We start from the raw sequence: 23136 nt of genomic DNA, 5'->3' as shown, positions 1-23136 counted from the left end.
CGCGTCAGACCTCGTCGTAGACGACTTCGAGGGACGGCTTCACGACCTGAACCGTGCCGCACATATCCTCGAAGGTGGCGGGGACCAGGGTGACGCCCCGGCCCACGGCCTCGCCCTTGAACAGGCCGAGCAGCCCGTCCTGGGAGAGCGGCGTCGGGTGGTTGGCCGCGGCGTCGTGGACGTTCTGGGCCAGATCCGCGAAGAGCGAGCCCCATGGGCTCTCGGGCCGGCCGATGATCTCGTAATTCGCGCTCTTCTTGCGGATGTCGTCATCGGCCGGGATCGAGGCCAGGACCGGGATACCCACGGCGGCGGCGAAGGCCTGGGCCTCGCCGGTGCCGTCGTCCTTGTTGATGACGAGGCCGCCCACACCCACGTTGCCGCCGAGCTTGCGGAAGTATTCCACCGCCGAGCAGACGTTGTTGGCCACATACAACGATTGAAGATCGTTCGAGCCGACGACGATGACCTTCTGGCACATGTCGCGGGCGATCGGCAGGCCGAAGCCGCCGCAGACCACGTCGCCGAGGAAGTCGAGCAGGACGTAGTCGAAGCCCCATTCGTGGAAGCCGAGCTTCTCCAGCAGTTCGAAACCGTGGATGATGCCGCGTCCGCCGCAGCCGCGCCCGACTTCCGGGCCGCCGAGCTCCATGGCGTAGACGCCGTCGCGCTTGAAGCAGACATCGCCGATGGCGACCTGCTCGCCGGCGAGTTTCTTCTTGGTGGAGGTTTCGATGATGGTCGGGCAGGCGCGACCGCCGAAGAGCAGGGACGTCGTGTCGCTCTTCGGGTCGCAGCCGATGAGCAGGACCTTCTTGCCCTGCTGGGCCATCATGTAGCTGAGATTGGCCAGCGTGAACGACTTGCCGATGCCGCCCTTGCCGTAGATCGCGATGATCTGCGTCTCCTTGGTGGCGGAGACGGGGGCCGCATCCGGCTCGATGGCGGCTTCGGCGCGCAGGAGTGCGGCTCCGTTCAGCTGCATGTTCATGAAGCGGCTCTCCAATCGAGGATCATCTTCAGGCATTCGGGCTCACCGAACGCCGTGCGATAGGCGGACGGCGCGTGCGCCGCCGTTTCGCGATGGGTGATCAGGCCGTCGAGGGAGAGACGCCCCCCTTCGATCAGGGTCAGGACCGCGGCGAGATCGTCCGGCCGCCACTGGGCGGCGACGCGGATGCGGGCCTCGCGCAGGAAGGCGGGTGGGAAGGCGAAGGAGAGCGGCGCCTCGTAGAAACCGGCGAGCACGATCTCGCCGCCGGGCCTGAGCCGCCCGATCAGCGTGTCGAGGATCGCGGCGTCGCCGCTGACATCGGTGATGGAGCCGTAATCGCGGGTCTCGTCCGCATCGGGATGCAGGACCTCGTAGCCCTGCGCGCCCGTGGCCCGGATCGCGTTCGTTTCCCACACCACCGGCTCGCCGCCGGCGATCCGTGTCAGGCGGGCGAGAAGCCGCCCGAGCACGCCGTGGCCGACGATGAGCGAGCGGCCTTCGGGACGCGCGTGGAGTGCATGGTAGGCGGTGGCCGCGAGGGCGATCAGGATCCCGTGCTCGCGCAAATCCGCATCGATGGGAACGAGGCGCGTGCCGTCGCTCACCAGGCGCGAGGCCGCGCCGCCGAACAGGCCGCGCACCGGGCCGAAGCAGCGGGCGCCGGGCACGAAGACCCGCTGCCCGACGGCGAGGCCGGAGGCGGGGCCGGCTTCCACCACCTCGCCCACCGATTCGTAGCCGGGGACCAGCGGATAGCCCATGCCCGGGAAGGGCGGCATCCGGCCCGTCCAGAGCAGGCGCTCGGTGCCGGTGCTGATGCCGCTCCACAGGGTCTCGACCACCGCGTCGGCCGGGCCCGGAGCATCGAGGACGAGTTCGGCGAGCGACAGCTGTTCGGGGCGTTCGAAGAGGACGGCAAGCGCGTGCATCGTGGTCGACCCTCCCCTGTCTCTTGCCTCGACCCGATGGAGACGGGTGCGGCGCTCGTTCGATGTGTCATCCTAGATTGACACTTTTATTCGTCAAGCCTTACTTACGCTGCAGCGTGTCAATTCGTCTGGACACCAGCAGGCGGGTGAGGAGCGGGCGCCGGGTCGGGATCTCGCGGCAGTCGCGAAATCCGGCCTCCTGGAGGAGCGCGGTCAGCTCGGCGGGGCGGCGGCAGCGGCCGCTTCCCATCGCCAGCAGGTAGAAGCCGAAATAGGCGTCGGTGACCGGCTCGGCCCCCGCCGTCCCGGCCATCGGCTCGGTGATCAGGAGCGTGCCGCCATCGCCGAGCGCCTCGTAGGCGGCGCGCAGGAGCAGGCGGACGGTGTCGTCGTCATGGTCGTGGACGACCCGGACGAGGGAAATGACATCGGCGCCCTTCGGCAGGGGCGCGGTGCGGAAATTGCCGCCCTGGGCCTCGGCGCGGTGGGACAGGCCCTCGGCCGCGAAACGCTCCGTGGCGCGGGCGGCCACCGCCGGCAGGTCGAACAGCCGGACGGCGAGGCCGGGCGTCGCCCGCATGACCGTGCGGAGGAAAGCCCCCTCGCCGCCCCCCACATCCATCAGCAGGCGGTGCCGGTGCATCGGATAGGCATCGAGGATGTCCTCGGCGATGAGGGATTGGGAGGCGGCCATGAGCGTCGAGTAGTCCGCCACCGCCTCGGCCGGGATCGCCGTGTCGCCGGCCGCGCCCGCATAGGGCCAGTAGGCGGCGAGGCGGCTCGTGGCCCCCTCCCCGCGCAGGAGCGCCACCGGGTCGCGCAGATCCTCGTAGAGGAGTGCATGATGCTCGATCATCGCGGCGATGGACGGGTTGCCGATCAGCGCCGCGCCGAGATCGGCCAGGGCGAAGCGCCCGTCGGGCAGGCGCCGCAGCAGATCAAGCGAGGTGGCGGCGTCCAGCAGGCGCAAAGCCCGCTCCGGCCTCAGGCAGGTCCGCTCGGCCAGGGCCTCGAGCCCGAGCGGGCCGGGGGCGAGGATGGCGAACAGGTCGAGCCTGATGCAGGCGAACAGGGTCTGCGAATAGACGAAGCCGGCGCAGAGATCGAACAACGCGCGGGTGTTGCGCCGCGCGATCCCCCGCGTGAGGGGGAAGGCGGCGGCCCAGCGCTGGAAGGCCGGATTGGCGATGGTGCGGTTGCGGAAGGCGAGCCAGCGCTCGCGCCAAGGCAGGGCGCGCTGTCGCCCTCCCCCCACGGATCTCGGGCTTGCCCGAGATCCGTCTCTGACTGACCAAGTCGGGCAGGCCCGACTTGGTGTGGGGGAGGGTGGCCCTCGCGTGAGCGAGGGTCGGGAGAGGGGAGCGCCATCTCCGGAGAGGTCGCCCCCTCTCCCGCCTGCTCCGCAGGCACCCTCCCCCGCAGAGGGGGGAGGGTTCATGATCGGCGTCGCGTCAGGCGCGGAATCGGCCCGCAACATCGGGGCAAGCCCCGCTCACGCCAATTCCCGCGCGAGGCTCGCCGGCAGGAACAGGCGCGTCTGCGCTTCGATCTCGGCGCGGAGTTGATCGGCACCGGGGCAGGCCGGGATCACCTCCACGGCTTCCCGCACGAGGCGCTTGAGCCGCGAGAGCGCCCCGGCCATGCCGAGCAGGGCGGCGGCGTTGGGCCGGCCCAGCGTGGCGTCGCGGCCCACCGGCTTGCCGACCTCTTCCTGGCGGCAGGCCACGTCCCGCAGGTCGTCGGCGACCTGATAGGCCTCGCCGAGGCATTCCCCCAGCAGCCGCCACGGCAGCGCCTGGGCGCCTGCCGCCGCCGCGCCGGTGACGGTGGCTGCCGCGAACAGCGCGCCGGTCTTGGCCTGCTGGTACTCGGTGAGCCCCACATGCCGCTCCGATTCCCAGGCCTGCCCGGCCGCGATACCATTGGGCGAACCGGCCGCGCGGGCGACGAGGCCGACGAGGGCGGCGAGCCGGGCCGGCGAGCGCGCAGCTCCCCGCGCCAAAGTCTCAAAGGCCGAGACGATGAGCGCATCCCCGGTCAGCACCGCCAGGGGCTCGCCGAAAGCGGCATGGACCGAGGGTTTCTGCCGCCGCATCGGCGCATCGTCGAAACAGGGCAGGTCGTCATGGACCAGGGAGGCGCAGTGAAGGAGTTCGATCGCCGCCGCCGCCGCGTCGGAGGCCGCCGGATCGTCGTCGCCGCAGGCTTTCGCCACCGAAAGGCAGAGGCGGGGCCGAATGCGGTGGCCGCCGGGAAAGACCGCGTAGCGGATGGCTTCCGCCAGGAGCGGCGGCGCGCCGGGCGCCTCCGCATGGGCGACGGCAGCGTCGAGAGCCTGCTCGATCCGGCGGTTGGCATCCATGGCGCCACTCCCTGGTGTCTTTTCGTATTGCCATTGCAAAGTGTCAGATATTATTGACACTCGTCAAGGCAGAAACAGGTGACACAGTGACGGCGCAGCGGGTTGCGGTGATCGGAGCGGGAATTGGCGGGCTGGTGGCGGCCCTGCGCCTCGCCCATGCGGGGCTCGACGTCACCGTGCTGGAGCGCGCGGCCGCGCCCGGCGGCAAGATGCGCAGCGTCGCGGCGGACGGGGCGCGGGTGGAGGCCGGCCCCACCGTCTTCACCATGCGCTGGGTCTTCGAGGAGATCTTTTCGGAATGCGGCGCCGACCTGTCGGATCGCGTGGAGCTCCGCCCGGCCTCCATCCTCGCCCGCCATGCCTGGGGGGCGGACCAGCGCCTCGACCTGTTCGCCGATCCCGAGGAATCGGCGGCGGCGATCCGGGCCTTTGCGGGGCCGCGCGAGGAGGACGGCTACCGCCGCTTTCGCGCCCGCGCGGCGGAGGTCTACGACACGCTGGAAGGGCCGTTCATCCGGGGCGAGCGGCCGAGCCCGGTCGATCTCGGCCGCCGCGTCGGCCTGTCGGGGCTCGGCGGGTTGCTGCGCATCCAGCCCTTCACCACCCTGTGGGGGGCGCTGGGCGAATACTTTCGCGATCCCCGCCTGCGCCAATTGTTCGGGCGCTACGCCACCTATTGCGGCTCATCGCCCTTCGAGGCCCCGGCGACGCTGATGCTGGTGGCGCATGTGGAGAGCCAGGGCGTCTGGCATGTGGAGGGCGGTCTCAGTCGCCTCGCCGCCGCCATGGCCGAACTGGCGCAGGAGAACGGCGCCCGCATCCGCTATCGCGCCGAGGTGGCCGCCATCGCGGTGGAGAACGGGCGCGGCATCGTCGGTGTCGACCTCGCCGATGGCGAGCGGATCGCGGCCGATCTCGTGGTCGCCAATGCCGATGCGGCGGCGCTCGGCGCGGGCCTGTTCGGCGTGCGTGCGGCGCGGGCCGTGGAGGCGGTGCCGCCGAACGCCCGCTCCCTCTCGGCGGTGACGCTCTGCGCCAGGGCCCAAACTTCCGGCTTCCCGCTGGTGCGGCACAACGTGTTCTTCTCGCGCGATTACGCGAACGAATTCGCGGAGCTCCGCGCCGGCCGGCTGCCCGACGATCCCACGATCTATGTCTGCGCGCAGGACCGCGCCGACGAGGATTCGGCCCTCGACCGACCCGAGCGCCTGCTCTGCCTCGTCAACGCCCCGGCCCTCGGCCGGGAACGCCCCCTCGCCCCCACGGAGATCGCCACATGCGAGACCAACCTACGTCGCAAGCTGACGGAATGCGGGCTGACGATCGAGGCGACGCCCGGGACGGTGACCACCGATCCGGCGGGGTTCGAGCGGCTGTTTCCGGCGACGGGGGGCGCCCTCTACGGCCGGGCCTCGCACGGCTGGATGGCCTCGTTCAAGCGTCCGGGGGCCAGGACGGCGCTGCCGGGGCTGTATCTCGCGGGGGGCAGCGTCCATCCGGGGCCGGGGGTGCCGATGGCGGCGCAATCGGGGCGGATCGCGGCGGACAGCCTGCTGGCCGATCTCGCCCAGACGGGCCGCGCTTCGACACGCCGGTGGCCCAAGGCGGTTACGTCTGGTGGTATGTCGACGCCCTGAGCGAGGACGGGCGCCAGGGGCTCACGATCATCGCCTTCATCGGCAGCGTGTTCTCGCCCTATTACGCCCTGGACCTGAGCCGCGACCCGTTCGACCACTGCACCATGAACGTCGTGCTCTACGGGGAGCGCGCCAACCGCTTCTGCATGACCGAGCGCGGCCGGGATGCCTTGAGCCGGGACGCGTCGCAGATCCGGATCGGCCCGAGCGGTCTCGCCTGGGACGGCACCACCCTCACCATCACCCTCGACGAGGTGACGGCGCCGATCCCCTCGCGGGTGCGCGGCACGATCCGCCTGCGCCCCAACGGCTTCACGCGGGACACCTTCACCCTCGACGCGGAGGGCCGGCACCGCTGGTGGCCGATGGCGCCCTCCTCCCCCGTGGAGGTGACCCTCGACGCCCCCAGCCTGTCCTGGCGCGGCACCGCCTATTTCGACACCAACCACGGCGACACCGCTTTGGGCCGGGATTTTCGCGACTGGACCTGGTGCCGGGCCGACCTGAAGGACGGATCGGCGATCCTCTACGACGTGCGCCGCCGCGACGGCAGCCTCCAGAACCTCTCCCTGCGCTTTACCGCCGACGGCACCCGCCGCGACATCCGCCCGCCCCTGCCCGCCGCTTTGCCGCCGACGCGGTTCTGGCGCATGCCCCGCACCACCCGCAGCGACGACGGGTCCTCCAGCGTCGTCCGCACCTTCGAGGACACGCCGTTCTACGCCCGCTCGCTCCTCGCCTCGACCCTCGACGGCGAACCCGTACGCCCGGTCCACGAAAGCCTGTCCCTCACCCGCTTCGCCAACCCGCTGGTGCAGTTCATGCTGCCGTTCCGGATGCCGCGGCGGGCGGGGTGATGGGGGCTGTGACGCTTCTGCGTCGGGGTGGCCTCAAAATGCGAAGCTCACTCTTCAGCGGGATCGATTTTCGAACCTACGGAATGCAAATGTTCGCTTCGAAACCGCGAGGGTAGCCATGAAACAGAAAGATCGAGTTAAGTGATGTCCGCATTGCTCATTGCGGCAAACCCATCTCTTGATGGCTCGTGGTGAAAAGCTGACGCTTGGTACCCGCCCCGAAACGTCTGTATCGGGTGGTGAGCGGACCCTGGCCTTTTGGCCTGAAGCGGACGTTGCACATCCGCTGCCCCAGAAACTTTACAATCCGCGACAGACCCCCTTGGCAAAAAAAATTGCAGATGGCTGGCTTACAGCGACCATCAACACGGGAGTCTTTCGTGCATCTAGAAATCCAACGGGTCATATATTTTACGGAGAACGTAGAAGCGATGAGCCGCTTTTATCGCGAGGTACTCGGTTTAGAGCCAATTGCGGGCGGCGATGGAGGTTGGCAAGAATTCAAAGCTGGTGGATGTAATATCGCGTTACACCGTGGCAAACCCAGCCCTGGCACTCGCGGCCCAAAAGTCGTGTTCTACAGCGCCGATGTTGCGGCTAGCCGCGCTGCACTTCTCAAACGAGGTGCGTCCGACTTGGGAAAAGTCATCTCTGGCGATGATCTGACGCTATGCGACGGTAGAGACCCGGATGGAAATCCGTTTCAGATATCAACCCGCAAAAGATCGTTTGCATGGTCCTTTCGTTTGACCAATGACAGCTTACCAACCGCGCCGGTCTTAGGTTACCGTCCATAAAATTGTCGCGAAGCGGACTTTCCCAGGGTCTGTGAAGCGTCGGAAGCCGACCCAGAGTAGGGGGGCCATCCGTTAGACGTCTACCGCTGTCTACCCAATTCACCAGTGTGCCATGCGATAGCATCGGAACCGTACTCTGTCGGATCTTCCCCGCCCCTTAAAGAGCCGGACCTTGCTTTGAGCCCTTTCGGATGAAACGCTGAATAAGATTATAGATCTTGGGTGTCTTCTGGGATGTGCCGTTCGGCCAGGGTAACGCTCTCGGCGTTGCGCTCGGCAACGATCGTAATCAGGGCGGCCATCGCTCTGGAGTAGGGTAACGATGACTTGGCGTTCGGGGCCTTCGTTGGCCTTTAGGTGGGCCTATTTGTTGCCGATAAAGCCTATTTAAGCGGATTTATAATCGGATTGGCATGCCAAAATAGATGATCCAATCAGATCTCCTCATCCTGAGGTGCCCTTTGCTCAAGCAAAGGGCCTCAAAGGAGCCCTCCATTGGTCGCGCGATCCCTGGAGCCTTCCTTCGAGGCCGCTACGCGGCACCTCAGGATGAGGTAAGGTCTTGGAAAAATACATCAAACAGGCTCTGAGGGAGAACCGAGCCGCCGAGATACGCGCCCTTCCGGCCAACCCCCTCCTCCCCCAACCTAACCCCCATCGAACCGCACCCGCGCCGCCTCGATCTCCGCATGGCTCCGCTCCGCCCAGCGGACGAGGGCCGCCAGGGGCTCCATGAGCGTGCCGCCGAGAGCGGTCAGGCGATACTCCACGCTGGGCGGCTTGGTCGGGTAGACCGTGCGGGCGATGTAGCCGTCGCGTTCGAGGTCGCGCAGGGTCTGGGTCAGCATGCGTTTCGAGAGGTCGGGGATCAGCCGGAGGATCGCGCTGAACCGGTGCGGGCCGCCGGCCAGCGCGGTGAGGATCAGGATCGACCACTTGTCGCCGGTCCGGTCCAGCACGTTGCGGACGGGACAACGGGAGGCCTCGAGCGCCCTCGTCCGCCAGCCCGCGAAGGTCCGCGCCAATTCGGCCTGAGCCGGTGCGGGGGCGGTTCCCTCGGCGTCACCTTGTCCCAAAATCCTGCCTCCTTCACAGCCGATGCGGTCTCACTTAGTTCCCTTGTACCGAAAGTGAACCCTGGGTAAGACCGCCATGTTCGACACCACTCATCCGACGATCTTCGTCACCGGCGCCTCCGGTCAATTGGGGCGCCTCGTCATCGCGGCTTTGCTGGAGCGGGTGCCGGCCGGCGCCGTCGTGGCGGGTGTGCGATCCCTGGAGAGCGAGGCCGCCCAGGCCCTGCGAGACCGGGGCGTCGGAGTGCGGGTGGCCGATTACGCGCGCCCCGAAACCCTGGCCGAGGCCTTCCGGGGCATCGAGCGCCTGCTGCTGATCTCGTCGAGCGAAATCGGCCAGCGCGTCGCCCAGCACGAGACCGTCATCGCGGCGGCGAAGGCGGCCGGGATCGGCCGGCTCGTCTATACCAGCCTCCTGCATGCCGACACCTCGCCGCTCAGCCTCGCCGGGGAGCACCGCGCCACGGAGGCCGCCATCGCGGGCTCGGGCCTGCCGGCGACGATCCTGCGGAACGGCTGGTACACCGAGAACTACACCGCCTCGATCCCCGGCGCGCTCGCCGGCGGCGCGTTCCTCGGCAGCGCCGGCGAGGGCCGGATCGCCTCGGCTGCGCGGGCCGACTTCGCCGAGGCCGCCGCCCTCGTGCTGACCGGCGACGGCCATGAGGGGTGGACCTACGAACTGGCGGGGGACGAGGCCTACACCCTGGCCGATCTCGCCGCCGAACTCTCGCGCCAGACGGGCCGCGACATCCCCTACCGGGACCTGCCGCAGGCGGACTATGCGTCGCTGCTCAAGGGCTTCGGCCTGCCGGACGTCCTGGCCAATTCCCTCGCCGCGTGGGATGTGGACGCCGCTCACGGCGCCCTGTTCGACGAGGGCCGCCAGCTCTCGACGCTCATCGGCCGCCCGACGACGCCATTGTCCGCCAGCATCGCCACCGCGCTGGGGTGAGGCTGGCGCATCGGATCATGCCGTCTCCGGACGATCCATGCGGTCTCGGGCGGGCGCGGGTTCCCTCTCCTGGAAGGAGAGGGACAGGGTGAGGTGTGTGAGCTTTCCGGAGGGGGACCACACCTCACCCCAGCCCTCTCCTTCCAGGAGAGGGAGCCCGTCGCGCCTGATCTCGACGCTCATCGGCCGCCCGACGACGCCATTGTCCGCCAGCATCGCCGCCGCGCTCGGGTGAGGCTCAAGCCTCGAATCATGCCATCTCCGGACGATCCACGCGGTCGATTGATTTGGTCTCTCGCAAGCGCGGGTGCCCTCTCCTGGAAGGCAAGGCGATCGCATATGACACCACGCCGTCATTCCGGGTCGCCACAGGCGAGCCCGGACCCGGAGGGCCGCGCCAGAGGCGTGCAATCCAGAGCCGCTGACAGTGTAAAGTCCTGCACCATTTGTGCTTCTGGATCCCGGGCTCCGCTGCGCGGACCCGGGATGACGGGGTGGTGCCAGCGGGTATCCGACAAGCAAATTGGCATATGCGATAGCCCTCTCCTTCCAAGAGAGGGAGCCCGTCGCGCCTCGAGTCGAAACCTCTTGGAGAGAGCGAACGGCCGTCGAGCGGATGTGTGAATCCGGTAGCCCCAAAGGGCGAGAGGAACGCGGTCAGCCGGCGGGATCGTCCGGGGGGCGGCGGGCGGCGGCGTCGCGGTCCTTGGCGATGCTGCGCCGGACGACGATGAGCTGCCACAGGGCCAGCCCCAGCGCGAGGGCGAAGACGAGGCCGATGTCGAAGGCGGCGAAGAGCCGGTCGCTCACGAGGGGGCGGGCGCGCGGCCGAGCGCCTCACGCTCGCGCAGGGTCTCCACCAGGTCGAGCACCTGCGCCACCTGCGCCGGCACGTTCCACCAGGGCGGAATCCGGGGGGCCATCGACGGAAGCGCCGCCACCGCCTCGATCAGGAACAGGATTTCCGGCAGCGGTGTTTCGCGCAAGGCCGCTCGGTCGTCCGTCGAGACCAGGGCGCGGGCGAGGAGCGTGAGTTTCCGCCGCCCGTCCACGCGGGCGCGGCGGGAGACCGAATCGTAGCCGGCCCGCTCCACCTCGCGGCCGATCTCGGCATAGATCAGCCGCGCCGCGCGGATCGCCGGGCGGCAGGCGGGGGGCAGGCCCGCGATGCCGGATTCCGAGCGCGCATAGAGAAGCTCGGCGGCTGCGAGGAGGCGCGCTATGATCCCGCCGAGGGCGGGCGTGAAGGCGGGTGCGCAGAGGAACGCGTCCGGGTCGATCCCCTCCTCCCTCAGCCAGGATTGCGGCAGGTAGAGCCGGCCGGCCCGCGCATCCTCGCCGACATCGCGGGCGATGTTGGTGAATTGCATGGCGATGCCGAGGTCGCAGGCGCGGGCCAGCACGTCGGGGTCGCGCACGCCCATGACCAGGGTCATCATCGCGCCGACCGACGCGGCCACCCGCGCCGCATAGGCGGTGAGGTCGGCAAGCGTCTCGTAGCGGCGGCCGCCGGCGTCCCAGGCGAGGCCCTCGATCAAAGCGGCGGGCAGAGCCTGGGGGATGGCGTGGACGGAGACGATGTCGGCCAGCGACCGGTCCGCCGGGGCGTCGCAGGGGCGTCCGTCATAGGCGCGGTCGAGGCGCATCCGCAGCCGCGCCACGGCAGGGCGGCGCCCGCTCTCGGCCACGTCGTCCACTGCGTCGTCGGAGAGGCGGCAGAAGGCGTAGAGCCCGTAGGCCGGCCGGCGGATGGAGGGCGGCAGCAGGGCGGAGGCGGCAAAGAAGCTGCGCGACCCGGTGCGGATCGCCGCCCGGCAGGCGGCATGGTCGGCCGCATCCGCATGGGGGATCGCCCAGAGGGGCGGCCGGGAATAGTCAAGCCGGGACAAGTCAGGCGAAGACGCGCGCATCCGGCACCACGGTATCGAGAATTCGGGCGGAGGAGAGGACGCCGGGCAGGCCGGCGCCGGGATGGGTGCCGGCTCCCACGAGGTAGAGCCGCGCCACGTCCTCGGAGGCGTTGTGGGGCCGGAACCAGGCCGATTGCGTCAGCACCGGTTCGAGGCCGAAGCCCGAGCCGCGAAAGCTCAGGAAATCCGCCGCGAAATCCCCCGGATGCGTCACCTTCGAGGTGACGATGCTCTCCGACAGGCCCGGCATCACGGTGGCCTCGAGATGCTGCTCGATGGCGCGGCGATAGGGCTCCGCCTCCACCGTCCAATCCTGGCCGCCGGCGAGGTTGGGCACCGGGGAGAGCACGTAGAACGCATCGCAGCCCGGCGGCGCCAGCAGCGGATCGGTGGCGGTGGGGCGGTGCAGGTAGAGGCTGAAATCCTTCGACAGGACCTTGCGCCGGAAGATGTCGTCGATGAGCCCGCGATAGCGCGGCCCCATCAGGATGGTGTGGTGAGCGATGTCCGGGAAGGTCCGGTTCGTGCCGAAATACCAGACGAACAGGCCCATGGAGGAATGCGACCGGTCGAGCCGGCGGTCGGTCCAGCGCCGCCTCACGCCCTCCGGCAGCAGCTGGCGGTGGGTAAAGGCGGAATCGGCATTGGAGACGACGATGTCGGCGGCGATGCGCTCGCCCGAAGCCAGGGCGACCCCGGTGGCGGCCCCGTTCTCCACCAGGATGCGCGACACCTCCGCGCCGCAGCGGAGCGACCCGCCCTGCCCCCGGATCAGCCCGGCCAGCCCGTCCACCAGGCGGCCGGTGCCGCCGAGCGCGAAATGCACGCCCCAGCGCCGTTCGAGATGGGCGATGAGGCAGTAGATCGCGCTCGCCCGGAACGGGCTGCCGCCGATGAGGAGCGGGTGGAAGCTGAAGATCGTCCGCAGGCGCTCGTCACGGATGTGGCTCGCCACCACGTCGTAGACGCTGCGGTGCCCGCCGAGACGCACCAGATCGGGCATGATCCGCAGCATGTCGGCCACCGAGCCGAACGGCACGTGGCCGAGCCGCTCGAACCCGACCTCGCAGATCGCCCGCGAGCGCTCCATGAAGCGCTCGTAGCCGGCGACATCCCCGGGCGAGAACCGCGCCACCTCTTCGCGCATGGCGTCGAGATCGCCGCTGTAATCGAAGGTCGCACCGTCCTCGAAACGGATGCGGTAGAACGGCAGCATCGGCGCGAGGACGACGTCGTCCTCCATGCGCCGCCCGCACAGGGTCCAGAGTTCCTCGAACAGGAAGGGCGCGGTGACGATGGTCGGCCCGGCATCGAAGGTGAAGCCGTCCTGGCGATGCACCCGCGCCCGCCCGCCGGGCTGGTCCAGCCGCTCCAGCACCGTGACGCGGTAGCCCCGCGCCCCGAGGCGGATGGCGGCGGCGAGCCCACCGAAGCCGCTGCCGATCACCACCGCGTGGGGGCGTTTGGCCGGCCGGGTCGAGGACATCGGCACATCGCTGAGTGTCAACATAAGGTGACACTATCAGCCGAAAAATCACCGACGCAAGCGCTGATTCACCGACGCAGCGTGATCGCCCGCGACGGAAAGGTGCCGGCAGCTGTCAGATGACGCGCGCGCGGGGACCGAGGGGCATCGCCCCCCGGTCCCACGACGCGTCGCGTGCGTCCTAGCCGCGGCCGCCGTGGCTCGCTTCGCCGCCCTTCTTGCCCGCTTCCGAAGCGCGCTGAGGGTCGTTGGCGAAGTTGCCGCCGCTGGCCTGGCCGCCCTTCGAGCCGGCTTCCGAGGCGCGCTGAGGGTCGTTGGCGAAGTTGCCGCCGCTGGCCTGACCGCCCTTCGAGCCGGCCTCCGAGGCGCGCTCACGATCCTCGGCGAAGTTGCCCGAACCGCCGCGATGCTCCGACTTGCCCTGCGTGTCGTTGGATTGAGACATGCTGTCCTCCGTTACGTTGGGGAGTGGACCCGATCAACCAGCAACCGAAAGCATGGTTCCGAGAAAGGCGGGATTAAAAAGCGATTATACAAGGATAAAATCCGGTTTAACCCAGGTTTTTAACCTGGTTCATGCCTATGTTTGTTTGGAGAAAGGGTCGCTATAGCCTGGCTGGGCTCTACGTTTGGTTGAAGGCGGAGGGTGAACCGCGCGGCCTCGCGGAGGTTGACCCGGCTTGGACGAGGCATTCCGCGAGGTTTTCGAGAAAGGTCGGCCATGAACGGACACAGGCGAAACCGCTCGGCGATTCCCCGGGAGCGTGCGCCGGACAGCACCCTGTCGCTGCTCTCGGAAGGCTATGCCTTCATCCCGAACCGCTGCCGACGCCACGGATCGGATCTGTTCGCGGCGCGGCTGATGCTCAGTCCGGTGGTCTGCCTGTCCGGCCGGGAGGCGGCGTCATGCTTCTACGACCATTATCGCTTCACCCGCCGCCACGCGCTGCCGCCCACCACCTTCGCGCTGATCCAGGACCATGGCAGCGTGATGGTGATGGACGGCGAGGCCCATCGCCACCGCAAAGCGATGTTCCTGTCGCTGGTGGGGGAGGACGCCCTCCGGCGCTTCGCCGACCTGTTCAGCGAGCATTGGCGCCGGGCCGTGCCGCGCTGGGCGGCGAGGGAGAGCGTGGTGCTCCTCGACGAGGCGCACCGCGTCATCACGCAGGCGGTGTGCGACTGGGTCGGTCTTCCGCTGGCCCCGGACGAGGTCGATGCGCGGACGGCCGAGTTCGCCGCCATGGTCGACGGCACGGGCGCCATCGGCCCGCGCAATTGGCGGGGGCATCTCCTCCGCGCCCGCACCGAACGCTGGGCGCGGGCACGGATCGAGGAGATCCGCAGCGGCCGAAGCGAGGCACCGCCCGGACCCGCCCGGACGGTCGCCACCCATCGCGACGCCGAGGGCCGCCTCCTCGATGGAAAGACGGCCGGCGTGGAGCTCATCAACCTGCTGCGCCCCACGGTGGCGAATGCGCGCTACGTCGTGTTCGCCGCCATGGCGCTCCACGAGAACCCGCATTGGGCCGAGGCCCTCCGCGCGGCGGACGCGGACACGCGCCAGCGTTTCGCCTGGGAGGTGCGCCGCGCCTATCCGTTCATCCCCTTCATCGGCGGGCGGGTCCGCGAGCCGTTCGAGTGGCGGGGCCATGCGTTCGAGACCGGCGATTGGGCGCTCATGGACCTCTATGGCACCAACCACGATCCGGGCCGCTGGCACGCGCCGGAGCGCTTCGACCCGGACCGGTTCCGCACCGAGACCATCGATCCGTTCGACCTGATCTCCCATGGCGGCGGCTCGGCCACGGACGGACACCGCTGCCCCGGCGAGGGCCTGACGCAGACCCTGCTCATCACCGCCGCCCACCTCCTGGCGACCTCGATGCGCTACGAACTCCCCCCTCAGGACCTCACCCTCGACCTCGCCTACATCCCCGCCCGCCCCCGGAGCGGATGTGTTTTGCGTGGGGTGCGGGCTGTTTGAGGATGCGGGGAGGCGGCCGGTATTCCTCAAGCAGGAGGGGATCGGTGGCGAGGGTGGGGCCGGTATCGGTAGCAGTCCCGCGTCGAGCGGATCAGCGCCTCACCACGGCCAGGGCATGCGCGTGCCATAACCGCCCTTCCATGCGCTTTGCTGCAGCATGCGGGCAACCGTCAGATCCTGCAGCGCTATACCGGTCATGTCGAACACGGTGATGTCCTCGGTCCTTCGGGCAAACTGTACCCGACCGGTCAGAAGGTCGCCGATCTCCGTGACATCGAGGCCGTCATACCATTGACCTTCACCGATGGTCCGGCATTGCTCGCGATCGTCCGTGAACACCCGTGCACGATCCAGCAGTTCTTCCGGCAACTCGCGTTTGCCAACGGTGTCCGTTCCAACCGCATTGATATGCGTGCCTGGCCGCACAGCATCGGCAGCGAACAGGACAGATCGCCCCGGTGTCGCGGTAATAATGATATCGCTGTCCGCAACGGCAGTATTGGCGTCGATCACATGCTGTATCGCGCACCGCTTGGAGAATACCGCTTCAAAACCTGCGTCGGGCATGCCGCGCGAGGTCAAATATCGAACTTTGCGGGTCGCCGGCAGAAGGTCCAGGGCAAGCGTCAGCTGAATACGTGCCTGAACGCCGGTCCCGAAGATGCAAAGGCTCGCGCTGCCGGGGCGAGCGAGTTCCTGTAAGCCTAGGAGACCGGCCGCACCCGTTCGGGTCGTGGTAATGGCGTTGCCGTCGATAAGGCAGGTCGGCCGGCCTGTGGCCGGATCGAACAGCATCACCGTCGCCTGATGCGGCTCACCGCCTAGCGAGCGGTTCGCCGGCCAGAATCCGGCGGCTTTGAAGCCAAGTAAGGCCTGCGCCTGCACATCGCCCGATTTGATGCCGAATACGCCGCCCGTGTCGAGGCGCTCACGGACCAGCGGAAAGACACGGCCCTTTCGCTCGCTGTGCAGGATGAAGGCTTCGCGAACTGCGGCAAGAACATCGGCGGGCCGCAGCAGTGGCTCGACCTGCGGGCCGGACAGGATAAGGAGTTCGGCGTCGCTGGGCATCACTTGGCTGCGTCCGTGAGTGGCTTGGTGTCGGCGTAGACGGTAGCGCGGGAGACACCGAGATGCGCCGCGATGACCTCCGAGGAGCGGCGCACCTGCATGCAGCCGGTATCTTTCAGTTCTCGCAGCAGCATGCGGCGCTGCTCCGTTTTGAGGGCCCGAGGGGTCGTCGCGTGCTGGGCCGCAAACAGGTCGATGCGTGCCCGGATGGCGTCCGCATTGGCGGGGTTGAGGGTTTCCCCGGGGCCGTTCAGCGCATCGACATGAGTGAACTGGCCGATGGCACTTTGCAGGCTCTGGAACAACGTCAGGTCGACGTTCAGGCAGAGCGCTGCCACATAGGCCCCGCTCGCGTCCTTGATTCCCACCGATGTGCTCTTGGCCTGCCGTCCGTCCGCAAAGGCATTGGCGTAGTTCGCGATGATCTGCGGATAGTCCGGGTCGGCGATGCGGGCGAGCCCGAGTTCCGTCGCCGGCTGTCCGACCTCACGGCCGGAGAGGTTGTTGTGAATGGCGACGATCGCATTCTTCGGATCGGTCAGGTCATGCACGACGACCTCACAGAACGGCGCAAAGGTCTCGCCGAGGCCCTGTGCGATCTGCTGTAGCTGAGCGAACAAGACCTCTTTGTTCGCGGATGCTAACCGTGCCGAATCCGCCTGTTTCCTATTCACAATACGTCCTGCTCTATTGCACGAGATCGGCGACGGTCGCGGCGGCTTTCAGGCCGGTGCCGGTGACGATCACCACCGTGGTTTCACGCGACGTGATGGTGCCCGCGTTGGACAGTTTGTCCAGAGCGGCTGCCGCACTGGCGCAGGTCGGCTCGACGAACAAGCCTTGGCGGGCAAGCCCGCGTAGCGCCGCGACGATCTCGTCCTCGGTCAGCGCGATGGTGCCGCCACCGCTCTCGCTGAGGGCTTCGATGATTTGACGCATACGCAGCGGATTTTTGATCGCTGTGCCTTCCGCGATGGTCTTGTGCACCTCGCGCGGCACAAATGTATCGACGCCGGCCTGGAAACGAGCGTCGATCGGCGAGCAGTTCAGCGGCTGGGCTACGAATAGGCGCGGCAGCTTGGCGATCTGCCCGGCCTTCAGCAGCTCGCGGAAGCCGAAGGCGCAGCCGAGAAGGCTGCTGCCCGCGCCGACGGGGATGATGACGTTGTCGGGGGCCTTGAAGCCAAGGTCTTCCCACAGTTCATAGGCCAGCGACTTGGTCCCTTCGAGGAAGAAGGCCTGCCAGTTGTGGCTGGCGTAGAAGGTCTGATCCGATTGCCGGATGGCTTCCGCTTCGGATTCCTCGCGCGGTCCCTCGACCAGCTGCACCTCGGCGCCGTAGGCACGCACCTGGGCGATCTTGGCCGGTGAGGTGGAGGCGGGTGCCAGGATTTTCACGCCCATGCCCCCGGCGGCACCGAAGCCGGCAATGGAGGAGCCGCCGTTGCCCGAACTGTCCTCCAGAACGGCACGGACGCCAATCTGCCGGAGGAAGGACAGCATCACCGACGAGCCACGGTCCTTGAAGCTTCCGGTCGGATTGAACCATTCCAGCTTGAACAGTGGACGCAGGTCGCCCCATGGCCGCTCAATCAGCGGTGTGCATCCCTCACCCATCGTGATGGGATCGGCGATGGCGATCGGAAGGGATGCCCGATAGCGCCATAGCGAGCGCGTCCGGCTTTCCACGTCGTCCCGGGATATGCCGCGACCTGGGGTGACCAGCAGCGGCGTACGATCGTCCGAGCACCACCGGGGCACGTCGAGCGGATAGAGTGTCCCGTTGCGGGGATCGATGTAGCTGGCGGGCGACATTCCGGGTCCTTGCTGGCGCTATATTCTGGATATTATGTCCAGTAATGGATTTTATGTCCATCTAATTTCGCCGCCCATCCATGCTGACAATCCGGCGCAACGCCTGACCGAATGGCCCCACGTCGACGTCGTGCACTGCGCCTGGAAAAGCGGCAGGGACGCCTGCTTTTTCGACTTGTTGAAATGTCTGTTGTTGGACTAAGTGTCTAGATATCAGCATGACGCGGTTTGGATCATCGCGACGGAAAGTCACTGACTGCACGTCACTTATCCGGTTCGCTCCAGCGCTTATTGCCTGCCAGGTGAAGCTGACACCTGTCTAACATTGGATGATCATGATGCGCAGGTGTTACTCAGCAGTGTTTGCAGCCTTCACGATGCTTGTTGCGGGTGGAGCCAGTGCCGCCGAACTGACGGGGACACTCAAGAAGATCCATGAGACTGGCGTGATTGCGCTTGGATTCCGAGACTCCTCAGTCCCGTTTTCCTATCTGGACGGTAACCAGAAGCCGGTCGGTTATACGATGGACATCTGCTACAAGATTGTCGATGCGGTGAAGGTCGCCCTCAAACTCGATAAACTCGACGTGCGCCTGATCCCGGAAACACCGTCGACGCGTATTCCCCTCATCGCCAACGGCACCCTCGATCTGGAATGCGGTTCGACCACGAATAATATCGACCGCCAGAAGCAGGTCGCGTTCACCAATTCTCACTTCCTGACCGCGACCCGCTTCGTCTCGAAGAAGTCGGCAAACCTGCACATCGTTGAAGACTTGAAGGGCAAGACCGTCGTCTCGACCTCCGGTAGCTCGAATATCCTGCAGATCATCGACGCCAACAATCAGCGTAATCTCGGCCTGACGATCCTGCCGGCAAAGGACCACGCCGAAGCGTTCCTCATGGTCGAAACCGGCCGCGCCGCCGCCTTCGTCATGGATGATGTGCTGCTTGCCTCGTTCGTCGCCAACTCGAAGGCGCCCGAGGCCTACGAGATTTCCTCGGAGACACTGTCGAAGCCCGAGCCCTACGGCATCATCCTTCGTAAAGATGACCCGGACTTCAAGCGAGTTGTCGATAACGCCACGCGCACACTCTACATGAGCGCCGAAGGCAAAGCGCTTTACAACACGTGGTTCATGCAGCCGATCCCGCCGCGCGGCATTAATATGAAGCTGCCGATGAGTGAAGCGATGCTAAAGCAGTTTGCCAAACCGATCGATAGTAGCGATCCGGCAGCCTACTGATCTCTCCTAGAGTCAATCAAGAAAAATTACGTCTTGACGGGCGTCATTTCGGATCCACGTCGTGTGTTTTATGATCGATAAGCCATAACCGGAATGGCAAAAGTTCACCCCATGCAGACCTCATGGCTAAGTTTCGCGATGAGACACCACCAACCCATCGTCACGGCGATGCGGTAACCCCGGCCCCCTCCCCCACCGCCAAATCCATCGCCCCAAAAATCACCTCCGCCACCTTCTCCGGCGCTTCCTCATGCGCGAGGTGGCCGAGGCCGCGCAGCAACTCCACGCGGGCGTGGGGCAGGCGCTTCTTCAGGGCGAAAGCGGTGTCGGGGGAGATGGCCTTGTCTTCGCTGCCGACCACGAGGAGCGTCGGGGTGGCGAGGCGGGGGATGGCGCGGTCGAGGGTGGCGAGGTCCCAGTTCGCCATCATGCCGAGCGCCCCGGCCACGTGGCCCGGTGTGCGGAACAGGCGTCGGTAAAGATCGAGCCCCTGCGGGTCGAGGCGCGAGCCGGTGCCGCGAATCAGGCGCTCCACCGCCGGGCGGTCGGCGGTCCAGGCGAAGAGTTTGGGGGTCACCGGGTTGAGGAAGAGCAGCCGCGCCATGCTGGGGAACAGCACCGAGGCGAGGCCGGGAAACGGGGTGAGCGCGCCGTTGAGCGCCACCAGGAGATCGGGCGCGATCCGCCCGTCGAGGCAGAGCCGGACCAAGAGCGCCGCCCCTGCCGAATGGCCGACGACGAGGGTCGGGCGGAGGTCGAGACTGTCGAGGAGGTCGCCCAGGGCGCTCGCCATCCCCGGCAGGGAGAGTCTTGCGGCGGGGAGCGGGTCGGTGAAGCCGTGGCCCGGCAGGTCCGGGGCGACGATTCGGAACCGCGTCGCCAGGAGCGGCATCAGCCCGCGCCAGGAATGGGTGGCGGCCCCCGTGCCGTGGAGCAGCAGCACGGTCGGGGCCCCGTCCGCCCCCATCTCCTGCACGTGCCAGTTGAGGCCGGAGGCCGTGACGAAGCGGCTCGCCTCGCGATGCGGCCAGTCGGCGCCCTCGCTCTCCCAGCGGGGTCGTTCGGCGGGCGCGCGCATGCTGGAACCCTTTATTCCCTCGCCGACCGGATCGCGGCGCTCATCGCCCCCGCATCGGCATGGGGCAGGGGCAGATAGCGCGCCCCCATGGCGGCGGCGAGGCGGCGCGCCGAATCCTGCGGCCTTTGGGCCGTGTCGATCAGGATGGCGCGGACATCCGCCTCGCGGAAAAGGCGGGCGGCCTTGAGCGAATCCTCGCCCGCGCGCTCCCGCCCGGCGATCCCCGACCGGGCGACGTTGGCCCTGCCATCGGTGAGCATCACCACCACCGGCGTCCCGCCGCCGCGCCGGACCCCGAGGGCCAGCTGGCCGGCGGCGTCGATGCCGGCGGCGAGCGGCGTCCCGCCGCCTCCGGGCAGGGCGGCGAGCCCGCGCCGCGCCCGCACCAGGGAGCGCGTTGGCGCGAGGACCAGCTCCGCGCCGGCCCCCCGGAACGCCACCAAGGCGACCTTGTCCCGCCGCGTATAGGCCTCGGCGAGGAGGAGCTCGACGGCGCCCTTGGCCTCGGCCAGCCGCTCCAGGGCGGAGGAGCCGGAGGCGTCCACGGTGAAGATCGTCGTGGTCTCGGTGCGCTGCCGGAACCGGGTGATTCGGATGTCGTCGGGGCGGATCATGAGACAGGTGCCGCCCCCCTCCGCCCGCCGGCGGAGGCCCTGCCAGGGGGAAGCGGCGCGCAAGGTCGCGATGAGATCGAGCCGGGCCCTTCGCGGATCGCCCGGCCGCGCGCCCATGGGGCGGCCGGAGCGGGCGGAGACGGCCTTCGCCCCGGCCTTGCCGGCCCTCGGCATCCGCAGGCGCGGGCCGTCCCGCAGCAGCATCGCCAGGAGCCCGGCGGGAATCGCGGCGCGGGCGGCCTCGACGATGCGGTCCTCGCTCGCCTGTCCGGTGCCCTCCTCCGGGTCGGGGCCGGGCTCCCGCTGTTCGGGGGGCGCCTGTTCGGGGGGCGACGGCTCGCCCTCCTCCGGCTCCCCCCCGGGGGCCGACTCGTGTTCCGGCAGGCGGGTGGCGCGGTGGCCGAGGACGAGGCGCGCGGCCTCCCGCGCATCCGCCTCGGCGGTCTCGGCGCGCCCGTCGAGCCGGGCGAGGAGGCGGGCCACCCGGAGGGCGAGGAGCGGCGCGCGCAGCGAGGCGATGCCGAGCCGGGCCGCCACTTCGCTCAGCTCCGCGACGGGATCGTGGCCGCTCGGCGCACCGCCATGCGGCGGTGTTTCGGATTCCGGCGAAAGGCTGTCGCATGGCGGTCGAAGCACCGGTCGCATGGCGCTCGGCGGCACGGTGGTGAGGTCGATATGGAAGGCCAGCCGATCGGTCAGGGAGGCCGGCGCGGCCTCGTCCTCGCCGATCCCCTCGTCGAGGAGGACGAGCCCGAACCGCGCCGGCCGGGTCTCCGCCAGCCCGTCCCGCTCCACCCTCAGACGCCCGGTATCGAGGGCGGCGGCGAGATGCGCGGCGGTGCCCTGCCCCATCCGCTCCGCCATCGCGGCGACGAGAAGTCCCCCATCGGCCTCGGCCAGCAGCCCGGCCTGGGCCACCGGCCGCCCTGCGACAAGCGTCGCCGCGAGGTCGAGCCCGCCGATCAGTCGATCCTCGGCGATCCCCGCCGGCATCCGCCGCAACGGCTTGCCGGGATTGAGGTTTTCGCGAACGATGTCGAGCCAGCGGTCGCGCACCGGGCCGGCCCCGGCGCGCACCACCACGCCGCCGCAGCCATGCGGGTCGGCGGCCACGAGCCGGGCGACACGCAGGGCGTCGGCCCAGATCGCCGAGCTCTCGCCCTCGCTCACGAGCCCAGCACCTCCTCCACCGCCCTCGCGACGCGGGCGGTGGAGCCGGATTCGTCGAGCGGGTTGCGGCGCAGGCGGTGGCGCAAGGCCGATGGGGCGACCTGCCGGAGATGGTCGATTCCCACGGTCTCGGCCCCCTCATAGGCGGCCAACGCCCGAGCGGTGCGCATCAAAGTCAGCTCGCCGCGCAGGCCGTCGGTGCCCAAAGCGAGGCAGAGCCGGGCCGCGGCCTCCAGGGTCGCATCGGGCATGTCGAGGGTGGACAGGCGGGCCCTGGCGGCGGTCAGGCGCTTCTGCAGCGCCCGGTCGGCCTTGGCATAGCTGGCGCAGAACCCCGCAGGGTCGCGCTCATAGGCGTCGCGCCGGCGCACCACGTCGATGCGGGTGGGCAGGTCCGTCGGGGTCGTCACCTCCACGGCGAGGCCGAACCGGTCGAGGAGCTGGGGCCGCAACTCGCCCTCCTCCGGGTTGCCGCTGCCCACCAGAACGAATTTCGCCGGGTGCCGGACGCTCAACCCCTCGCGCTCCACGGTGTTGATCCCGGAGGCCGCCACGTCGAGGAGGAGATCGACGAGGTGATCGTCGAGGAGGTTGACCTCGTCGATGTAGAGGAAGCCGCGATTGGCGCGGGCCAGCAGCCCCGGCTCGAACGCCTTCTCTCCACGGGTGAGCGCCCGTTCGAGGTCGAGCGCGCCCACCACCCGGTCCTCGGTGGCGCCCAGCGGCAGGTCCACCACCGGCACCGGCGCGAGGTGGCTTCGCCTCGCATCGGTGCGGCCGGAGCAATGCGGGCACTCGCCGGCGGGTTTGGCGGGGTCGCAGGAATAGGGGCAGCCGATCACGGCCTTCATCGGCGGCAGCAGGGCGGCGAGGCCCCGGATCGCGGTGGACTTGCCGGTGCCCCGGTCGCCGAAGACGAGGACACCGCCCACGGAAGGGTCCACCGCCGCGATCATCAGGGCTCGCCGCATCTCGTCCTGGCCGACGATGGCGGAGAACGGGAAGGTGACGGGCGGGGCCGTGAAGGAGGGCTCCGGTTCGCCTCGGGGATTCCGCAGCCCGCCGTCGAGGCCCGCTCTGCGCTCCGGCGCCTCGGGGCGAGAACGAGGATGGGAGGCTGATCCAGGAGACACCGTTCGGGTCGTTCCATT

General features: G+C 68.5%; 20 protein-coding genes. 5 read left to right on the top strand and 15 right to left on the bottom strand.

The annotated features are described in order from the left end of the window. Positions 1-4 precede the first annotated feature (4 nt). The 4 genes from ASF32_RS06850 to ASF32_RS06835 all read right to left on the bottom strand — a co-directional run bounded on the left by ASF32_RS06850 (position 5) and on the right by ASF32_RS06835 (position 4285). Positions 5-991: a chlorophyllide a reductase iron protein subunit X gene (locus ASF32_RS06850; RefSeq protein WP_056425345.1), complete on the bottom strand. Its 987-nt coding sequence runs from the start codon at positions 989-991 to the stop codon at positions 5-7. Then, positions 988-1923: a chlorophyll synthesis pathway protein BchC gene (gene bchC, locus ASF32_RS06845; RefSeq protein ID WP_056425342.1), complete on the bottom strand. Its 936-nt coding sequence runs from the start codon at positions 1921-1923 to the stop codon at positions 988-990. Before bchC ends, ASF32_RS06850 begins: the two co-directional genes overlap by 4 nt. 100 nt (positions 1924-2023) lie before the next feature. After that, a complete protein-coding gene (locus tag ASF32_RS06840; RefSeq protein WP_056425338.1) occupies positions 2024-3178 on the bottom strand; it encodes a methyltransferase in 1155 nt (384 codons plus the stop codon). A 237-nt stretch (positions 3179-3415) separates the two neighbouring features. Beyond that, positions 3416-4285 carry a polyprenyl synthetase family protein gene (locus ASF32_RS06835; protein ID WP_056425336.1) on the bottom strand — a complete coding sequence of 290 codons (870 nt, stop codon included), beginning with the start codon at positions 4283-4285 and terminating at the stop codon, positions 3416-3418. Between the two features lie 86 nt (positions 4286-4371). Between ASF32_RS06835 and crtD the strand changes: the two genes are divergently transcribed. Beyond that, positions 4372-5922, top strand: coding sequence for a 1-hydroxycarotenoid 3,4-desaturase CrtD (crtD, locus tag ASF32_RS06830; protein ID WP_056425333.1), 1551 nt, complete (start codon positions 4372-4374; stop codon positions 5920-5922). Further along, complete coding sequence (locus ASF32_RS06825; protein WP_200919061.1) at positions 5880-6779, top strand: carotenoid 1,2-hydratase; 900 nt, start codon at positions 5880-5882, stop codon at positions 6777-6779. The genes crtD and ASF32_RS06825 overlap by 43 nt, the downstream gene beginning before the upstream one ends. Positions 6780-8223: 1444 nt before the next feature. Here the strand turns inward: ASF32_RS06825 and ASF32_RS06820 are convergent. Further along, positions 8224-8652 (bottom strand): helix-turn-helix domain-containing protein, encoded by a 429-nt coding sequence (locus ASF32_RS06820; RefSeq protein ID WP_056425328.1) that lies wholly within the window; start codon positions 8650-8652, stop codon positions 8224-8226. A gap of 76 nt (positions 8653-8728) precedes the next feature. On the opposite strand from ASF32_RS06820, the gene ASF32_RS06815 reads away from it, so the two are divergent. Then, complete coding sequence (locus ASF32_RS06815) at positions 8729-9607, top strand: SDR family oxidoreductase (protein ID WP_056425326.1); 879 nt, start codon at positions 8729-8731, stop codon at positions 9605-9607. A 657-nt stretch (positions 9608-10264) separates the two neighbouring features. Here ASF32_RS06815 and ASF32_RS25890 read toward each other — a convergent pair. From ASF32_RS25890 to ASF32_RS06795, 4 genes are all read right to left on the bottom strand, one after another. Continuing rightward, positions 10265-10417, bottom strand: coding sequence for a hypothetical protein (locus ASF32_RS25890; protein WP_018043277.1), 153 nt, complete (start codon positions 10415-10417; stop codon positions 10265-10267). Then, a complete protein-coding gene (locus tag ASF32_RS06805; RefSeq protein WP_056425321.1) occupies positions 10414-11517 on the bottom strand; it encodes a phytoene/squalene synthase family protein in 1104 nt (367 codons plus the stop codon). The genes ASF32_RS25890 and ASF32_RS06805 overlap by 4 nt, the downstream gene beginning before the upstream one ends. Next, on the bottom strand, positions 11498-13027 hold the full coding sequence (locus ASF32_RS06800; RefSeq protein ID WP_056425317.1) for a phytoene desaturase: 1530 nt from the start codon (positions 13025-13027) through the stop codon (positions 11498-11500). Before ASF32_RS06800 ends, ASF32_RS06805 begins: the two co-directional genes overlap by 20 nt. A 157-nt stretch (positions 13028-13184) precedes the next feature. After that, complete coding sequence (locus ASF32_RS06795; protein WP_056425314.1) at positions 13185-13448, bottom strand: general stress protein; 264 nt, start codon at positions 13446-13448, stop codon at positions 13185-13187. A 276-nt stretch (positions 13449-13724) separates the two neighbouring features. Between ASF32_RS06795 and ASF32_RS06790 the strand changes: the two genes are divergently transcribed. After that, entirely contained in the window at positions 13725-14990 is a 1266-nt protein-coding gene (locus tag ASF32_RS06790; protein ID WP_056425312.1) for a cytochrome P450, read from the top strand. A 99-nt stretch (positions 14991-15089) separates the two neighbouring features. Here the strand turns inward: ASF32_RS06790 and ASF32_RS06785 are convergent, their stop codons facing one another. The 3 genes from ASF32_RS06785 to ASF32_RS06775 all read right to left on the bottom strand — a co-directional run bounded on the left by ASF32_RS06785 (position 15090) and on the right by ASF32_RS06775 (position 17876). Beyond that, positions 15090-16061: an ornithine cyclodeaminase family protein gene (locus tag ASF32_RS06785; protein WP_056425308.1), complete on the bottom strand. Its 972-nt coding sequence runs from the start codon at positions 16059-16061 to the stop codon at positions 15090-15092. Next, positions 16061-16681 (bottom strand): helix-turn-helix transcriptional regulator, encoded by a 621-nt coding sequence (locus ASF32_RS06780; protein ID WP_244477990.1) that lies wholly within the window; start codon positions 16679-16681, stop codon positions 16061-16063. Before ASF32_RS06780 ends, ASF32_RS06785 begins: the two co-directional genes overlap by 1 nt. 67 nt (positions 16682-16748) lie before the next feature. Then, positions 16749-17876 (bottom strand): threonine synthase, encoded by a 1128-nt coding sequence (locus ASF32_RS06775; protein ID WP_056425302.1) that lies wholly within the window; start codon positions 17874-17876, stop codon positions 16749-16751. A 377-nt stretch (positions 17877-18253) separates the two neighbouring features. Between ASF32_RS06775 and ASF32_RS06770 the strand changes: the two genes are divergently transcribed. Further along, positions 18254-19123 (top strand): amino acid ABC transporter substrate-binding protein, encoded by an 870-nt coding sequence (locus ASF32_RS06770; RefSeq protein ID WP_056425497.1) that lies wholly within the window; start codon positions 18254-18256, stop codon positions 19121-19123. Positions 19124-19283: 160 nt separating this feature from the next. Here the strand turns inward: ASF32_RS06770 and bchO are convergent, their stop codons facing one another. Genes bchO through bchI form a run of 3 tightly spaced genes read right to left on the bottom strand, consistent with a single transcriptional unit; the run spans position 19284 to position 23118 of the window. Beyond that, positions 19284-20201, bottom strand: coding sequence for an alpha/beta fold hydrolase BchO (bchO, locus tag ASF32_RS06765; protein ID WP_056425299.1), 918 nt, complete (start codon positions 20199-20201; stop codon positions 19284-19286). Positions 20202-20212: 11 nt separating this feature from the next. Beyond that, a complete protein-coding gene (locus ASF32_RS06760; RefSeq protein WP_056425298.1) occupies positions 20213-21985 on the bottom strand; it encodes a magnesium chelatase subunit D in 1773 nt (590 codons plus the stop codon). Beyond that, entirely contained in the window at positions 21982-23118 is a 1137-nt protein-coding gene (gene bchI, locus ASF32_RS06755; protein WP_280136545.1) for a magnesium chelatase ATPase subunit I, read from the bottom strand. Before bchI ends, ASF32_RS06760 begins: the two co-directional genes overlap by 4 nt. Positions 23119-23136 lie beyond the last annotated feature (18 nt).

The sequence above is a fragment of the Methylobacterium sp. Leaf91 genome, from assembly GCF_001422815.1.
Lineage (GTDB): Bacteria > Pseudomonadota > Alphaproteobacteria > Rhizobiales > Beijerinckiaceae > Methylobacterium.
Note: the sequence above shows the minus strand (reverse complement) of the source record. Positions and strands in the feature narration are given on the sequence as shown.

What these genes read in the sequence shown, in the direction of transcription:
- ASF32_RS06770 (WP_056425497.1), top strand. Translation starts at nt 18,254, where the DNA reads ATGCTTGTTGCGGGTGGAGCCAGTGCCGCCGAACTGACGGGGACACTC.
- ASF32_RS06785 (WP_056425308.1), bottom strand. Translation starts at nt 16,061, where the DNA reads ATGCCCAGCGACGCCGAACTCCTTATCCTGTCCGGCCCGCAGGTCGAG.
- ASF32_RS06805 (WP_056425321.1), bottom strand. Translation starts at nt 11,517, where the DNA reads ATGCGCGCGTCTTCGCCTGACTTGTCCCGGCTTGACTATTCCCGGCCG.
- ASF32_RS06815 (WP_056425326.1), top strand. Translation starts at nt 8,729, where the DNA reads ATGTTCGACACCACTCATCCGACGATCTTCGTCACCGGCGCCTCCGGT.
- ASF32_RS06850 (WP_056425345.1), bottom strand. Translation starts at nt 991, where the DNA reads ATGAACATGCAGCTGAACGGAGCCGCACTCCTGCGCGCCGAAGCCGCC.
- ASF32_RS06835 (WP_056425336.1), bottom strand. Translation starts at nt 4,285, where the DNA reads ATGGATGCCAACCGCCGGATCGAGCAGGCTCTCGACGCTGCCGTCGCC.
- ASF32_RS06775 (WP_056425302.1), bottom strand. Translation starts at nt 17,876, where the DNA reads ATGTCGCCCGCCAGCTACATCGATCCCCGCAACGGGACACTCTATCCG.
- bchO (WP_056425299.1), bottom strand. Translation starts at nt 20,201, where the DNA reads ATGCGCGCGCCCGCCGAACGACCCCGCTGGGAGAGCGAGGGCGCCGAC.
- ASF32_RS06800 (WP_056425317.1), bottom strand. Translation starts at nt 13,027, where the DNA reads ATGTTGACACTCAGCGATGTGCCGATGTCCTCGACCCGGCCGGCCAAA.
- bchC (WP_056425342.1), bottom strand. Translation starts at nt 1,923, where the DNA reads ATGCACGCGCTTGCCGTCCTCTTCGAACGCCCCGAACAGCTGTCGCTC.
- ASF32_RS06790 (WP_056425312.1), top strand. Translation starts at nt 13,725, where the DNA reads ATGAACGGACACAGGCGAAACCGCTCGGCGATTCCCCGGGAGCGTGCG.
- ASF32_RS06795 (WP_056425314.1), bottom strand. Translation starts at nt 13,448, where the DNA reads ATGTCTCAATCCAACGACACGCAGGGCAAGTCGGAGCATCGCGGCGGT.